Origin of the sequence: Methylosinus sp. LW3, from assembly GCF_000527115.1 — a bacterium.
GTDB lineage: Bacteria > Pseudomonadota > Alphaproteobacteria > Rhizobiales > Beijerinckiaceae > Methylosinus.
Window position 1 is genome coordinate 1,889,023 of sequence record NZ_AZUO01000001.1, and the last position, 14,860, is coordinate 1,903,882.

A 14,860-nucleotide genomic window follows, 5' to 3' on the forward strand; every position below is an offset into this window, starting at 1 on the left:
TCAAAACAGGAAATAGCGCTGCGCCATTGGCAGCACGGTGGCCGGCTCGCAGGTCAGCAGCTCGCCATCGGCCCGCACTTCGTAAGTCTGGGCGTCGACCTCGATCTTCGGCGTCGCGTCATTGAGGATCATGCTGCGCTTGGAAATCCCGCCGCGCGTGTTGGTCACGACATGCAGCGGCCGCTCGAGCCCATATTTCTGCGCGACAGACGCCTCCCGCGCGGCGCGGCTGACGAAGGTGACGCAGCTCTGCGTGAGGCTGCGGCCGAAGCCCGCGAACATCGACCGATAATGCACGGGCTGCGGCGTCGGTATGGAGGCGTTGGGATCGCCCATCGCCGCCATCGCAATGCTGCCGCCCTTCAATATGAGATCCGGCTTAACGCCGAAGAAAGCCGGCGACCACAGCACGAGATCGGCGAGCTTGCCCGGCTCGATCGAGCCGACGAGATCGGCGATCCCATGCGCTATGGCGGGGTTGATCGTATATTTCGCCACATAGCGGCGGGCGCGGAAATTATCGTTGCCGGCGCCGTCGCCGGCGAGCTTGCCGCGCTGTCGGCGCATTTTATCCGCCGTCTGCCAGCAGCGAATGATCACCTCGCCGACGCGGCCCATCGCCTGGCTGTCGGAGGAATACATCGACAGCGCGCCGAGGTCGTGGAGAATATCCTCCGCCGCGATCGTCTCCTTGCGAATGCGGCTCTCGGCGAAGGCGATGTCCTCTGGAATCTTCGGGTCGAGATGATGGCAGACGAGCAGCATGTCGAGATGCTCGTCGAGCGTGTTGATCGTGTACGGGCGCGTCGGATTGGTGGAGGAGGGGAGCACATTGGGCTCGCCCGCCACTTTGATGATGTCCGGCGCATGGCCGCCGCCGGCGCCTTCCGTATGAAAGGCGTGAATGGTGCGGCCCTTGAAGGCGGCGATCGTCGCCTCGACGAAGCCGCTCTCGTTCAGCGTGTCGCTGTGCAGCGTGACCTGCACGTCATATTCGTCGGCGACGGTCAGCGCGCAATCGATCGCCGCCGGGCTCGAGCCCCAATCCTCATGCAGCTTGAGGCCGATCGCGCCGGCCTCGATCATCTCGACCAGCGCGCGCTTCTGGCTGGCGTTGCCCTTGCCGAAGAATCCGAGATTGACCGGCAATCCTTCCGCCGCCTGCAGCATGCGCTTCAAATGCCAGGGGCCGGGCGTGCACGTCGTCGCCTTCGTCCCTTCGGCCGGGCCTGTGCCGCCGCCGAGCATTGTGGTGACGCCGCTCGCCAGCGCCTCCTCGCATTGCTGCGGGCAGATGAAATGAATATGCGTGTCTATGCCGCCGGCGGTGACGATGCGGCCTTCGCCGGCGATGATCTCCGTGCCCGGTCCGATGATGATATCGACGCCGGGCTGAACATCGGGATTTCCCGCCTTGCCGATGCGTGCGATGCGCCCATTGACGATGCCGATATCGGCTTTGACGATTCCCCAATGATCGAGGATCACGGCGTTGGTGATGACGGTGTCGGCAGCGCCTTCCGCATTGGAGCGTTGACTCTGGCCCATGCCGTCGCGAATGACCTTGCCGCCGCCGAATTTCACCTCTTCGCCATAGATGGTGCAGTCGCGCTCGATCTCGATCAGCAGCTCCGTATCGGCGAGGCGAATGCGGTCGCCGACCGTCGGTCCGAACATTCCGGCATAGGCGCGCCGAGAAATCTTATTCGCCATCTCGCGCCCCCAGAGGTCCCATCACCGCGCCATTGAATCCATAGACCGCGCGCTCTCCGGCATAAGGAACGAGCGTGACGATGCGCGTCTGTCCCGGCTCGAAGCGCACGGCCGAGCCGGCGGGAATGTCGAGCCGCATGCCGCGCGCCTTGGCGCGATCGAATTGCAGCGCGCTATTGGTCTCGCCGAAATGATAATGCGAGCCGACCTGAATCGGCCGATCGCCCGTGTTGGCGACGGCGAGCGAAATGGTGGCGCGGCCTTCGTTGAGGGTGATCTCGCCCTCGGCGGGAATGATCTCGCCCGGTATCATCGGATCGGCTCGTGAACGGTGACGAGCTTCACGCCATCCGGGAAGGTCGCCTCGACCTGCACCGCCTCGATCATCTCGGCCACTCCCTCCATTACCTGCTCGCGCGTCAGCACGCTCGCGCCCTGCGTGCGCAGCTCCGCCACCGAACGTCCGTCGCGCGCGCCTTCGACGACGAAATCGGTGATGAGCGCGACCGCCTCCGGATAGTTGAGCTTGGCGCCGCGCTCGAGGCGCCGGCGCGCCACCATCGCCGCCACGGCGACGAGCAGCTTGTCTTTTTCGCGCGGCGTCAGATGCATTCCGCGTCCTCCCACTTGCTTATCTAAAGAGCGAGTCTGAAGGCTCGCGGTCCAAGGACCCGCGCCCGGACCGCGAGCCTTCAGGCTCGCACCCCCGGCGCAGCTATTCAATTCATCCACAGACGCGGCGCGCCGCCTCGCCCGCCCGTCGCGAGCGGCCGTAGAGCCGCCAGCGCCTCGACGAGCATGAGGCGCAGCCGCGACGCATCATCCTCGAGGAAGCGCAGCAGCAGGACTCCATTGACGAGGCTCGCGGCGCCGGCCGCGCAATCGCGCGCCAGCGGCAACAAATCTGCGACCATCGGCGCGGCGACGACGATCGTCGCATAGCCCGCGGCGTCTCCAATTCCGAAAGGCGCGTCACGATGCGCGGCGATATCACCCTCGAGGCCGATGGCGTCGGCCCAGACCAGCTTGCCGTCGATGCGCAGCATCCAGGCGTCGCGCAAGGCGCCATGGCTCAGCCATTCGCCGCTCGCGCGGCGGCCGAAGAGAATGGTTTCGACGCCGAGAAATCGCGCGCTCGGCGCGAGCTCTATGTCGATGCGTCGGCGCAGCCGCGCGCCGTCGAAGAGGATGGTCTCCTGCGGCAGCCATTCGAGCCGCGCATCCGCGCCGCAACGAAGATGCGTGACGATCTCGGCGTCCTCGCCGGCGGAGCGATAGATTTTCTCGGCCGCTGGCGTGGTGATCGTCAGCGCCGCGTCGGCCTCGACCTCTATGTCCAGCGCATAGTGATCGCCGCCGACGACTCCGCCGCCGGTGTTGACGATCGCCGCCTCGGGCGCCTCATGAGACTCGACGGCGGGAAACAGCGCCCTGAGCGGCGCCTCCTGCGCCAGATGTCGCAACCGGCTCGCTCCCTGAACTTGCGCATAGCGCAATTCTATTCGGCCCCTCGCGCGTTGAGGACCGTTCACAACGCCACGAAATCCCTGATATTGTCCTTGTCCATATCTGCTCCGAGGCCTCGCTTGACGATCTGCCCGCGCGACATGACCAAGTAATGATCCGCCAGCTCGCGGCCGAAGTCATAATATTGCTCGACGAGCAGAATGGCGAGATCGCCGCGCTTGCTCAAGCCCTTTATCACCTCGCCGATGAGCTTGATGATGGAGGGCTGGATGCCTTCCGTCGGCTCGTCGAGAATGATGAGCTTGGGATCGGAAACCAGCGCGCGGGCGATGGCGAGCTGCTGCTGCTGGCCGCCGGAGAGATCGCCGCCGCGGCGGCGTAGCATCTCCTTCAGCACCGGGAACATCTCATAGATTTCGCTCGGCACAATAGAGGCTTTGCGGGCGGGCTTCACCGCCATGCCCATCAGCAGATTTTCTTCCACTGTGAGACGGGAGAAAATCTCGCGGCCCTGCGGCACATAGGCGACGCCGCGCACGGCGCGCTGATTGGGGGAGAGCGTCGAGATATCCTCGCCATCGAATCTTATGGCGCCGCTGCGGATCGGCGTGACGCCCATTATGCTGCGCAGCAGCGTCGTCTTGCCGACGCCATTGCGCCCGAGCAGCACGGTGCAGGCGCCTTTGGGCGCGGTGAAGGAGACATCGCGCAGAATATGGCTGCTGCCGTAATATTGATGCAGGCCGCTGATTTCGAGCATGGTCCTAGCGCCCCAGATAGACTTCGATGACGCGCTCGTCGCTCTGCACCTCGCTGAGCGGGCCTTCTGCGAGCACGGCGCCTTCATGTAGCACCGTCACCTTGCGCGCTATGGCGCCGACGAACTCCATATCGTGCTCCACGACCATGATCGAATGTTTGCCCGCGAGCGACAGCAGCAGCTCGGCCGTGCGCTTCGTCTCGTGATCGGTCATGCCGGCGACCGGCTCGTCGAGCAGCAGCAGCAGCGGGCGCTGCGCGAGCAGCATGCCGATCTCCAGCCATTGCTTTTGCCCATGCGAGAGCAGGCCGGCGCGCTCTTTGGCCTTGTCGGCGAGCTCCACCGTCTCCAGCAATTCACTGACGCGGTCGATCTGCTCCCCGGTGAGGCGACGAAACAGCGAGGCGTGCACGCTCTTGTCGGCCTTTATCGCGAGCTCGAGATTCTCGAACACGGTCAAATGCTCGAACACGGTCGGCTTCTGGAACTTGCGGCCGATGCCGGCGGCGGCGATCTGCGGCTCGTTCATCTTGGTGAGATCGAGCGTGCGGCCGAAATAGACGGTTCCCACATCTGGCCGCGTCTTGCCGGTGATGACGTCCATCATCGTCGTCTTGCCGGCGCCATTGGGGCCGATGATGCAACGCAGCTCGCCCGTGTCGATCGACAGAGAGAGGCCGCGCAGCGCGCGGAAGCCGTCGAAAGTGACCTGCACATCGTCGAGATAGAGCGCGACGCCGCTGGAGATATCCGGCTCGCCGATCATCGCGCGCGCTCCTTGCGGAAGGAGGCCAGCGTGTCGAAGAGGCCGATGACGCCCTTGGGCAGCAGCAGAGTGACGAGCACGAAGAGGAGCCCTAAGAAGAACAGCCAATATTCGGGAATGGCGGCGGTGAAGAAGCTCTTCGCGCCATTGACGAGAAAGGCGCCGATGAGCGGACCGATCAGCGTGCCGCGGCCGCCGACCGCCGCCCATATGGCGATCTCGATCGAGGCGGCCGGCGACATTTCGCTGGGATTGATGATGCCGACCTGCGGCACATAGAGCGCGCCGGCCAGTCCGCAGATCGCGGCCGAGAAGGTCCAGATCGCGAGCTTGTAGGAGAGCGTGTCATAGCCGCAGAACATCACGCGGCTCTCCGCCTCGCGGATCGCCGTGAGCACGCGGCCGAATTTGCTGGAGACGAGAAAGCGCGAGACGAGAATGAGCGCGAGAAGAAAGGCCCCGGTCAGCGTGAAGAGGATCATGCGCATTCCCGGCGTCGCCAGCGGATAGTCCAATATGCGCTTGAAATCGGTGAAGCCGTTATTGCCGCCGAAGCCGGTCTCGTTGCGGAAGAACAGCAGCATCATCGCATAGGTGAGCGCCTGGGTGATGATGGAGAAATAGACGCCTTTGATGCGCGAGCGAAAGGCGAAATAGCCGAAGACGAAGGCGAGCGTCGCCGGCGCGAGAATGGCGAGCGCGGCGGAATAGGCGAAATGATCGGTGAAGCTCCAGAACCAGGGATGGGCTTTCCAATCGAGGAAGACCATGAAGTCCGGCAGATCGGAATGATAGCTGCCGTCTCGGCCGATCTGGCGCATCAGATACATGCCGAAGGCGTAGCCGCCCAGCGCGAAGAATATGCCATGGCCGAGGCTGAGAATTCCGGCATAGCCCCAGACGAGATCCATGGCGAGCGCCAGCATGGCGTAGCAGAAGAGCTTGCCGATGAGCGCGACCGAGGCGTCGGAGAGGTGGAGGAAGGAGCCCTCCGGCGCGACGAGATTGGCGAGCGGCGCGGCGATGAATATCGTCAGCGCCGCGGCAAGGAAGGCGAGCCAGCCGCGCAAGCCGAACAGCCGCGTGGCGAGTGATGGGGCAGGGGGGATGTAGAGCATGTTGCTAACTCAATCGGCCTGCCGGCCGCCGAGCGCGAACAGGCCCTGCGGACGCTTTTGTATGAAGACGACGATGAAGATCAGCAGTGCGATCTCCGCGAGCACGGCGCCCGCCATATTCTCGAGGATCTTGCCGGCGACGCCCAATCCGAGCGCGGCATAGACGGCGCCCGCGAGCTGGCCGACGCCGCCGAGCACCACCACCATGAAGCTGTCGACGATATAGTGTTGGCCGAGATCCGGCCCCACATTGCCGACTTGCGATAGCGCGACGCCCGCGAGGCCGGCGAGCCCGGAGCCGAGCGCGAATGCCATTGTGTCGATGCGCGAGGAATCGACGCCGACGCAGCGCGCCATGCCGCGGTTCTGCGTGACGGCGCGCACGAAGAGGCCGAGGCGCGTTCGCGCCAGCAGGAAGGAGACGAGCAGCAGCACGCCGACCGAGAAGATCAGTATGACGATGCGATTATAGGGAAGCTCGAGATTGTCGGTGACGAAGACACGGCCGGACATCCAGGCGGGGTTCTCCACCTGCACATTCTGCGCGCCGAACAGGCTGCGCACCGCCTGCATCAATATGAGGCTGACGCCCCAGGTGGCGAGCAGCGTCTCCAGCGCGCGGCCATAGAGAAAGCGGATCACCGTGCGCTCTATGGCGACGCCGACGAGAGCGGCGACGAGGAAGGCGACCGGCGCGGCGGCGGCGAGATACCATTGGAAATGATCGGGCAGATGCGCGCGGAAGAGATTTTGAACGATATAGGTCGCATAGGCGCCGATCATCATCATCTCGCCATGCGCCATGTTGATGACGCCCATCAGCCCGTAAGTGATGGCGAGGCCGAGCGCGGCGAGCAGCAATATGCTGCCGAGGCTCAGCCCCGAGAAGACGACGCCGAGATTCTCGCCGATGGCGAGGCTCGATTCGACATTGCGCAGCGAGCGCGTCAGCGCGACGCGCACTTCGCCGTCGTCCTCGGTGGCGAGGCGCGTCTTCAACGCCTCGCGGACGCGGCCGGATATGGTGGTGCGCAGCGCCTGCGCGGCGGAGAGGCGCTGCACGCGATCGGCGCTCTGCAGCTCGCCGAGCGCGCGCATCTGGCGCAGCACGTCGCGGACGCTGGCGTCGCGCTCCTTCTGCTCGGCTTTCGCCAGCAAGGCGACGCGGCTCTCGTCGAGCTCGGCGCTCTGCAGCCGCTTCACCGCTTCGAGCCGGGCGGCGCGATCGGGCGAAGCAAGCTCGATCAGCGCGATCGTCTCCTCGATCGCGAGACGCAGGCTATTGCTGGTCGAGGCGTCCTCGGCGTCGGCGGGAAGCTCGGCAGGCGTGCGTTCCAGCGCGTCCACGACCTTGTCGCCATCGACGATGAACGCCTTGTCGCCGGCGAGCTTAACGCGGTCGGCGAGGAGATCGCGTAGAAAAGGGATGGCGGAGAGATCGCCGCGCGCGGCGGCGGCGCCCAGCGCTCTATGCTGCTCGTCGGGATCGCCGCCGGTCAGCTGGGCGATCGTCTCGCGGTCGAGCGCCATGGCCGGCGCGACGGACATAGCCAGCAGCAGGCCGACGATCAGTCTGAGCATACGCAAGTTTCAACGCTCCATTTCAAAGCCGCATCGGGCGGCCCGATCGCCGGGCCGCCCGCCAGTCTCGTCAATGCGTGTCCGGCTCGTCCTTTTTCTTGTCATTGCCGGGAATGAAGGGGCTCCAGGGCTGCGCGCGCACGGGGCCGGGCGTCTTCCACACGACATTGAACTGGCCGTCCGCCTTCACTTCGCCGATGAACACCGGCTTGTGGAGATGGTGGTTCTTCGCATCCATCTCGGCGGTGAAGCCCGACGGCGCCTCGAGCTTCTGACCGCCGACGGCGGCGATCACCTTGTCGACATCGGTGGTCTTGGCCTTCTCGACCGCCTGCTTCCAGAGATTGACGCCGATGTAAGTTGCCTCCATCGGATCATTGGTCAGCGGCTTGTCGGCGTTGGCGACGCCATGCGCCTTGGCGTAGGCGGCCCATTTCTTCTTGAACTCCGTATTGGCGGGGTTCTTCAGCGACATGAAGTAATTCCACGCCGCCAGATGGCCGACGAGCGGCTTGGCGTCGACGCCGCGCAGCTCCTCCTCGCCGACCGAGAAGGCGACGACCGGAACTTCCGTCGCCTTGAGCCCGGCATTGCCCAGCTCCTTGTAGAAGGGCACGTTGGAGTCGCCATTGATCGTCGAGACGACCGCCGTCTTGCCGCCGGAGGCGAATTTCTTGATGTTGGCGACGATGGTCTGATAATCGCTATGACCGAAGGGCGTGTATTCCTCCATTATGTCGGCGTCGGCGACGCCCTTGGAATGGAGGAAGGCGCGCAGGATCTTATTGGTCGTGCGCGGATAGACGTAATCGGTGCCGAGCAGCACGAAGCGCTTGGCGCCGCCGCCGGCCTTGCTCATCAGATATTCGACGGCGGGAATGGCCTGCTGGTTCGGCGCCGCGCCCGTGTAGAAGACGTTCTTCTCAAGCTCCTCGCCCTCATATTGCACCGGATAGAACAAGAGGCCGTTCAGCTCCTTGAACACCGGCAGCACGGATTTGCGCGACACCGAGGTCCAGCAGCCGAAGACGACGGCGACCTTGTCGGTGGCGAGCAGCTGGCGCGCTTTTTCGGCGAAGAGCGGCCAGTTGGAGGCGGGATCGATGACGACGGGCTCGAGCTTGCGCCCGAGCACGCCGCCCTTGGCGTTGATCTCCTCGATCGCCATCAGCGCCGTGTCCTTCAGCACGGTCTCGCTGATGGCCATGGTGCCGGAGAGAGAATGCAGAATGCCGACCTTGATCGGCCCCTTTTCCTCCGCGTGCGCCGGAACGAGCGCGGTCGACGCGAGCAACGCGCCTGCGGCGAGCATGCCGAGACTCTTCACCATAACTCTACGTTTCATTCGTCTCTCTCCCAGGTCGGATAGGTCGCGCCGCGCTCAGAATTGGATCTGAACGCCGAGGATGAACTTGTCGATGTCCTTGCGCGCGGTGAATTGGTTGATCGCGTAATTGGCCGTGATGCGCAGATTGTGTCCGTCGATCACATAGGAGACGCCCATGTCGTATTGGCGCTCCCATGTCGCGGCGAGCGTGTCGCGGAAGGATTGATAGCGGAAGTAAGGCTGGAAACGGCCCCATCCGATCACGTAAGGAATGAGATAGCCGGCGCCGACCATATAGGCTTCGCCGGGCCGTATGCCGCCGACGAGATCGGTCGAGCGGGCGTTGTTGAAATTGGTGGCGACGTCGTTCACGCCATGGGTGTAATAGCGGTAATAGGCGCCCTCGAAGGTCGCGGCGCCGAATTCGCCGAGCTTCTTCTCGAAGAGAACGTCGACGTTCCAGGCGGTGAAGTCGGCGCGCTGCAGCTGATTGCCGACGCCGTCCTGCTGATATTGCGCCGCGACGCCGATCGCCAGCACATCTGCGCCGCCGAAATAGGTGCTGCTGGTGTAATAGGCGGGATCGGGATCGGGATCGAGCAGATTGAGATTGAGGCGGCCGGCGAACAGCGGATTGCCGGATTGGTTCGACGCGCCGATGATTTGATTGTGGCCGTCATAGACGCCGAATGAATAGGTGAGGCGCTTTTCGAACAGCTTGCCCCAGACCGTGCCGCCGTCCATGCGGCCGGAGACCTTGCCGGGATAGCGCGAGACGACGCCGGGATAAGACCAGCCGAGCAGATAATAGGGACCGTCGAGATTGGCGCGGTCGCTCGGCGGCAGCATGCGGCCGCCCCAGACGTTGATCTCGTCCAGCGGCTCGAACTGGCCATAGCCGTCGAGCACCTGAATCGTATTGTTGCTGGAGACTTCCGTGTTGAAGGTCGCCTTCAGATATTGATTGAAGGACGCCGAGGAGAAGATGCGGAAGCTCTCGAGGTCGACGCGATCGGGATTGGTCCCGGGCGTGTGATTGCGCGTGACGTCGCTGAAGAAGGGACGCAGGCCGAATCCGACGCTGACCCATTGATCGTCGCCGAACGGAACCACCACACGGGCCTGCGCCGCCTGATCCCCAATCAGGCAGCAGACCGCCAAGGCGAGCGCCGGCGCGGCCTTGGCCGCGAGCTTGGACCGACGGCGCGTTGTTTCTTGCGCCGCAAGTGCTTCGTGGGATTGGTTCATCTGTCCCCCTCGTGTCGTCCCCCCGGCGATTCGCGCCGGTTTCGTCACGTCAAGGACTAGTCGTGCGAGCCCCTAGGTAGGAATACGCTGAAATGCGTATTGCTCCGTTCGCGCCTTTTCGTCGAATAGGGCATGAGAGCCGACGCAGATTCGTCGGCGCTGGGGGAGAGACGCGCATGCGCAGATCGACGGCACTGGATATTTTCGGATTGACTGCGGGAACGCTCGCGCTCGTCTTTGCGGTGGGGCAGGCGAACGCATCGTCGAAGAGCCATAAGGGGACGAAGCCGGCCGCTTCGGTCGCCGCGCCACGCTACGCCGTGGACATGTGGTGGAACATCGGCGGCGATATGGGCGGCCTGAAGAAAGCCACAGACGCCTGCGTCAAGAAGCTCGGCGAGGCCGAGCGGCCGACGCTGGTGTCGCCGCCGCCTTCGACGACGATCCTGACCAAGCCCATGCTAGACTGTCTCGAGGCGCAGGGCTGGCGACCGGCGGGCGAGCCTCGGCCGGTCTGACGCGGGCGACGCCCCAACGTAAAGAGAGCATGCGCGAGCAGCAGCGAATTTTCCCGGTCCGTCGGACCTATAACAAGTTCGTCGCGGACCAGACGCTCGAGGATTATTCGCTGCGCTACACGGCGGAAGCGGCGCGCCGCTTCACGCCTTGGCGCGTCGCCAACACAGCGCTCGGGGCGATTTCCTTTCTCGCCTGCGAGGCGCTGGGCGGCGGCGTGACGCTGATGTTCGGCTTCACCAACGCCATGGCGGCGATCCTCGCCGTCGGCGCGCTGATCTTTCTCGCCAGCCTGCCGATCGGCCATTACGCGGCCAAATATGGCGTCGACATGGATCTGCTGACGCGCGGCGCCGGCTTCGGCTACATCGGCTCCACCGTCACCTCGCTGATCTACGCCTGCTTCACCTTCATCCTCTTCGCCATAGAGGCGACGATCATGGCCGATGCGCTGCAAATGTGCCTCGGCGTGCCGCTCGGCCTCGCTTACGCTATTTCTTCGCTCGCGATATTGCCCATTGCAGCGCTGGGCATTCGCTTCATCAGCCGCTATCAGCTATGGACGCAGCCGATCTGGCTCGTGCTGCAGACCGCGCCGCTCGTCTATCTCATCGCCGTCGGTGGGCCGGCCGTCTCCGGCTGGATGTCGTTCGCCGGCGCTTCGGGCGCGCTGAACGGCTCTTTCGATCTGAAGCTCTTCGGGCTTTCCGCCTCGATCCTGCTGTCGCTGCTGCCGCAAATCGGCGAGCAGGTCGATTATCTGCGCTTTCTGCCGACGACGGCGCGCATCGGCGCGCGCAGCTGGCGTTTCGCGCTCTTCGCGGCCGGGCCGGGCTGGATATTGATCGGCGTCGCCAAGCTCGCCGCCGGCTCCTTTCTCGCCTATCAGGCATTGTCGCTCGGCGTTCCGGCCGAGCGGGCGGCGCAGCCGAGCGAGATTTATTATCTCGCCTTCTCGAGCCTCGTTCATTCGCCCGGCCTCGCGCTGGCGCTCACCGGTCTCTTCGTCGTCGTCTGTCAGACGAAGATCAATGTCACCAACGCCTATGCCGGCTCCATCGCCTGGTCCAACTTCTTCTCGCGCATCACGCACAACCATCCCGGCCGCGTCGTCTGGCTGGTGTTCAATGTCACTCTGGCGCTATTGCTGATGGAATTCGGCGTCAGCCATGTCATAGACAGCATTCTGACCTTCTACTCGAATTTCGCCGTCGCCTGGATCGGCGCGCTGACCGCAGATCTCGTCGTCGACAAGCCGCTCGGATTGAGCCCGCCACAGATCGAGTTTCGCCGCGCCTATCTCTATGACGTCAATCCGGTCGGCTGTGGGGCGATGCTCGGCTCGCTCATCGTCTCGACGGCGGCGCTCTATGGCCTGCTCGGCGACACGCTGCAGCCGCTTTCGGCGATCGTCGGCTTTATTGTCGCCTTCTCGCTCGCGCCGCTCATCGCCTACGCCACCGGCGGGCGCTATTATATCGCGCGCCCGCAGGCTGTCTTCCGCGAGCCCATGCGCTGCATGATCTGCGAGAACGAGTTCGAGCCCAGCGATATGGCGTCCTGCCCGGCCTATGGCGCGGCGATCTGCTCGCTCTGCTGCTCGCTGGATATGCGCTGCAAGGACGCCTGCAAGCCGGAGGCGCGGCTCGCCTCGCAGGCGCGCGCGCTCTTCTCCGCTCTTCTGCCGAGATTCTCGCTGCCCTTCTTCTCGACGCGCGCTGGCCGATTTCTCGTTGTGCTCGGTCTGCTCGCGGTGACGAGCGCGGCGATCCTCGGCGCGATCTATTTCCAATATGCCGCCGTCGTCGGCCCGGTGCAGAGGCCGATCATTCGCACGACGCTGGAGATCGTTTTCGTCGGCCTGCTGCTCGTCATGGGCGTCGCCGCCTGGACATTGGTGCTCGCGCAGGAGAGCCGCCGCGTCGCGGAGGAGGAGACCCGCCGGCAGACCGAGATTCTGCACGAGGAGATCGCGGCTCACGAGCGCACCGACGCCGAGCTGCAACGCGCCAAGGAGGCGGCGGAGGCGGCCAATATCGCTAAGACGCGCTTCATAGCGGGGCTCAATCACGAGATTCGCACGCCGCTCAACGCCATCAACGGCTATGCGCAATTGCTGGAGCGCGACGCCACCGATCGTCCGCAGGACGCGGTGCGCGTCATCCGCCGCAGCACGGAGCACATCACCAATCTCATCGACGGATTGCTGGACGTCGCCAAGATTGAGACCGGCTCGCTCGATGTCGCGCGCGATATTTTCCGCATCGACGAGACGCTGGACCAGCTCGTCGATATGTTCCGCCTGCAGGCGGCGGCCAAGGGCGTCGCCTTTCGCTATGAGCGCAGCCCCGATCTGCCGCGCTATGTGCGCACCGACAGGAAGCGCCTGCGGCAAATCCTCATCAATCTCGTCTCCAACGCCGTGAAATTCACCGAGCGCGGCCATGCGGGGCTGAAGGTCTCCTATCGCAACGACATTGCGGAGTTCATCGTCGAGGACACGGGGATCGGCATCATGCCGGAGGATATGCAGCGCATTTTCGCGCCCTTCGAGCGCGGCCGCATGGCGGCTGTCTCCGCCATTCCCGGCACCGGCCTCGGCCTCACCATCACCAAGCTGCTGACGCAGATCATCGGCGGCGAGATGCGCGTCGAGAGCGAGGTCGGTCGCGGTAGCCGCTTTGTCGTGCGCCTCTATCTCACCGCCGCGACCTCGCCGGAGGAGGGGCAGAAGCCGCCACAGATTCGCGGCTATGCCGGGGCGCGCAAGACCATTCTCGTCACCGACGACACGGCGACGCACATCGATGTGATGCGCCAATCGCTGGGCGGGCTCGGCTTCGACGTGCTGACGGCTTCCAATGGCTCCGATTGCGTCGCGCTCGCCATCGAGCGCAATCCCGATCTCGTCATGCTCGATATCGCAATGCCCGGCATGGACGGCTGGGAAGCGGCGCGGCGATTGCGCGACGCGCTCGGGCCGGAGACGCCGATCATGATGGTCTCGGCCAACGCCCATGAGCTGATGGAGCGTCGCGGCCCCGATTCGCCGCATGATGATTTTCTGGTGAAGCCGATCGAATTTTCCGAAATGCTGGACCGCATCGGCAATCTTCTCGGGCTCGACTGGTTCTATGTGACGGCGCGCTCGATCGCCCGCGAGGAGCCTTTCGCGCCCGCCGCGCTCGCTTTGCCGCGCGAGAGCGTCGAGAAGCTGCTGCGGCTCTGCCGCGTCGGCCATAGCCGCGGCATCGAGACGGCGCTGCGCGAGATCGAGGCCGCTGCGCCGGAGCGTTCCGCGGCGATCGCGCAATTGCGCGCCATGGCGCAGAATTTCGAATTCGAGGAGCTGGCGCAGACGCTCGAGGCCGCATTGACGCAGGAGGCCGAGCATGTCGGCTGATCTGCGCCAACGCGACACGGCGCTCGTCGTCGATGACAATCGCGACGAGCTGAGCCTGCTCGTCGAGGCGCTGGAGCGCGCCGATTTCACCGCGCTCGCCGCCACCAATGGCGAGGCGGCGCTGGCTCTGCTCGAGCGCGTGACGCCGAATGTCGTCGTGCTCGACGCGGTGATGTCCGGCCTCGACGGTTTTGCGACCTGCCGGCGCATAAAGCAGAATCCGCGCTTCGCACATCTGCCGGTGATCTTCCTCACGGGGCTCAAGGACACGAGCCATGTGCTCATGGGCCTCGAGGCCGGCGGCGTCGATTATGTGGTGAAGCCAGTCATCATAGAGGAGCTCGTCGCCCGCATCCGCATTCACGTCTCCAACGCCAAGGCCGCCTTTGGCGCACGCGTCGCGCTGGACGCCACGGGCCGCCATCTCCTGGCCACCGATCGCGACGGACGCCTGCTCTGGTGCACGCCGCAGGCGGCCGATCTTCTCGCGGCGCGACTCGGCCCCTTCGAGATCTTGCGCTCGCAGCCGCCGGAGGCTTTTGCGGCGTTGCTGCGCGAAGCGGCCGAGCGCCGCGACCATGATGCCTCCGCGGCGGCGGGGCCGGTCGCCATCTCCTTTCTCTGCGAGATCGGCGGCGACGAGCTGCTGTTTCGCCTGACCGAGCCGCAGAGCGTCAGCGACGAGGCGTTTCTGGCCCAGAAATTCGCGCTGACGCTGCGCGAGGCGGAGGTGCTGAGCTGGCTCGCGCGCGGCAAGTCGAATCACGACATCGCCGAGATTCTCTGCATCTCACCGCGCACGGTGCATAAGCATTTGGAGCGCATTTTCGTGAAGCTCGGCGTCGACAGCCGCTCCTCCGCGACCTCCGTGGCGCTGCAGACGCTGAAGGCGTTGGCGGCGGATTGACGGGGCGACACACGCTCCGGCCGGGCGGAGCCGGAGCGGAAGCTCTTGTCTTTC

13 protein-coding genes are annotated in these 14,860 nt (G+C 64.7%); 3 read left to right on the top strand and 10 right to left on the bottom strand.

Going from position 1 to position 14,860, the window contains the following annotated elements; all coding sequences use genetic code 11:
* The 10 genes from ureC to METLW3_RS0109640 form a co-directional block, all read right to left on the bottom strand.
* Positions 1–1,713, bottom strand: a complete 1,713-nt coding sequence (gene ureC, locus METLW3_RS0109595; protein WP_024879708.1) for an urease subunit alpha — start codon at positions 1,711–1,713, stop codon at positions 1–3.
* Positions 1,703–2,026, bottom strand: a complete 324-nt coding sequence (locus tag METLW3_RS0109600; RefSeq protein WP_024879709.1) for an urease subunit beta — start codon at positions 2,024–2,026, stop codon at positions 1,703–1,705. The genes ureC and METLW3_RS0109600 overlap by 11 nt, the downstream gene beginning before the upstream one ends.
* The gene (locus METLW3_RS0109605; RefSeq protein ID WP_018265822.1) at positions 2,023–2,325 is read right to left on the bottom strand and encodes an urease subunit gamma; all 303 of its coding nucleotides are present in this window, start codon (positions 2,323–2,325) and stop codon (positions 2,023–2,025) included. Before METLW3_RS0109605 ends, METLW3_RS0109600 begins: the two co-directional genes overlap by 4 nt.
* Positions 2,326–2,432: 107 nt before the next feature.
* On the bottom strand, positions 2,433–3,176 hold the full coding sequence (locus METLW3_RS0109610) for an urease accessory protein UreD (RefSeq protein ID WP_024879710.1): 744 nt from the start codon (positions 3,174–3,176) through the stop codon (positions 2,433–2,435).
* 65 nt (positions 3,177–3,241) lie between these two features.
* Positions 3,242–3,940: an urea ABC transporter ATP-binding subunit UrtE gene (gene urtE, locus METLW3_RS0109615; protein WP_024879711.1), complete on the bottom strand. Its 699-nt coding sequence runs from the start codon at positions 3,938–3,940 to the stop codon at positions 3,242–3,244.
* A gap of 4 nt (positions 3,941–3,944) precedes the next feature.
* The gene (urtD, locus tag METLW3_RS0109620; RefSeq protein WP_024879712.1) at positions 3,945–4,706 is read right to left on the bottom strand and encodes an urea ABC transporter ATP-binding protein UrtD; all 762 of its coding nucleotides are present in this window, start codon (positions 4,704–4,706) and stop codon (positions 3,945–3,947) included.
* Positions 4,703–5,824: an urea ABC transporter permease subunit UrtC gene (gene urtC / locus METLW3_RS0109625; RefSeq protein ID WP_024879713.1), complete on the bottom strand. Its 1,122-nt coding sequence runs from the start codon at positions 5,822–5,824 to the stop codon at positions 4,703–4,705. Before urtC ends, urtD begins: the two co-directional genes overlap by 4 nt.
* 9 nt (positions 5,825–5,833) lie before the next feature.
* Entirely contained in the window at positions 5,834–7,405 is a 1,572-nt protein-coding gene (urtB, locus tag METLW3_RS0109630; RefSeq protein ID WP_024879714.1) for an urea ABC transporter permease subunit UrtB, read from the bottom strand.
* A 70-nt stretch (positions 7,406–7,475) separates the two neighbouring features.
* Positions 7,476–8,750, bottom strand: a complete 1,275-nt coding sequence (gene urtA, locus METLW3_RS0109635) for an urea ABC transporter substrate-binding protein (RefSeq protein ID WP_024879715.1) — start codon at positions 8,748–8,750, stop codon at positions 7,476–7,478.
* 36 nt (positions 8,751–8,786) lie between these two features.
* The gene (locus METLW3_RS0109640; protein WP_024879716.1) at positions 8,787–9,980 is read right to left on the bottom strand and encodes a hypothetical protein; all 1,194 of its coding nucleotides are present in this window, start codon (positions 9,978–9,980) and stop codon (positions 8,787–8,789) included.
* A gap of 176 nt (positions 9,981–10,156) precedes the next feature.
* Between METLW3_RS0109640 and METLW3_RS0109645 the strand changes: the two genes are divergently transcribed.
* From METLW3_RS0109645 to METLW3_RS0109655, 3 genes are read left to right on the top strand one after another with little or no spacing between them, the layout of a single operon-like run.
* Positions 10,157–10,498, top strand: coding sequence for a hypothetical protein (locus METLW3_RS0109645; RefSeq protein ID WP_024879717.1), 342 nt, complete (start codon positions 10,157–10,159; stop codon positions 10,496–10,498).
* 29 nt (positions 10,499–10,527) lie between these two features.
* Positions 10,528–13,899: an ATP-binding protein gene (locus METLW3_RS0109650; protein WP_024879718.1), complete on the top strand. Its 3,372-nt coding sequence runs from the start codon at positions 10,528–10,530 to the stop codon at positions 13,897–13,899.
* Positions 13,889–14,806 carry a DNA-binding response regulator gene (locus tag METLW3_RS0109655; protein WP_024879719.1) on the top strand — a complete coding sequence of 306 codons (918 nt, stop codon included), beginning with the start codon at positions 13,889–13,891 and terminating at the stop codon, positions 14,804–14,806. Before METLW3_RS0109650 ends, METLW3_RS0109655 begins: the two co-directional genes overlap by 11 nt.
* Positions 14,807–14,860 lie beyond the last annotated feature (54 nt).

Excerpts from the sequence above, each read along its gene's own strand:
- METLW3_RS0109640 (WP_024879716.1), bottom strand. The coding sequence starts at position 9,980 with ATGAACCAATCCCACGAAGCACTTGCGGCGCAAGAAACAACGCGCCGT.
- ureC (WP_024879708.1), bottom strand. The coding sequence starts at position 1,713 with ATGGCGAATAAGATTTCTCGGCGCGCCTATGCCGGAATGTTCGGACCG.
- METLW3_RS0109650 (WP_024879718.1), top strand. The coding sequence starts at position 10,528 with ATGCGCGAGCAGCAGCGAATTTTCCCGGTCCGTCGGACCTATAACAAG.
- urtA (WP_024879715.1), bottom strand. The coding sequence starts at position 8,750 with ATGAAACGTAGAGTTATGGTGAAGAGTCTCGGCATGCTCGCCGCAGGC.
- METLW3_RS0109655 (WP_024879719.1), top strand. The coding sequence starts at position 13,889 with ATGTCGGCTGATCTGCGCCAACGCGACACGGCGCTCGTCGTCGATGAC.
- urtC (WP_024879713.1), bottom strand. The coding sequence starts at position 5,824 with ATGCTCTACATCCCCCCTGCCCCATCACTCGCCACGCGGCTGTTCGGC.
- METLW3_RS0109600 (WP_024879709.1), bottom strand. The coding sequence starts at position 2,026 with ATGATACCGGGCGAGATCATTCCCGCCGAGGGCGAGATCACCCTCAAC.
- urtE (WP_024879711.1), bottom strand. The coding sequence starts at position 3,940 with ATGCTCGAAATCAGCGGCCTGCATCAATATTACGGCAGCAGCCATATT.
- METLW3_RS0109605 (WP_018265822.1), bottom strand. The coding sequence starts at position 2,325 with ATGCATCTGACGCCGCGCGAAAAAGACAAGCTGCTCGTCGCCGTGGCG.
- urtB (WP_024879714.1), bottom strand. The coding sequence starts at position 7,405 with ATGCTCAGACTGATCGTCGGCCTGCTGCTGGCTATGTCCGTCGCGCCG.
- METLW3_RS0109645 (WP_024879717.1), top strand. The coding sequence starts at position 10,157 with ATGCGCAGATCGACGGCACTGGATATTTTCGGATTGACTGCGGGAACG.
- urtD (WP_024879712.1), bottom strand. The coding sequence starts at position 4,706 with ATGATCGGCGAGCCGGATATCTCCAGCGGCGTCGCGCTCTATCTCGAC.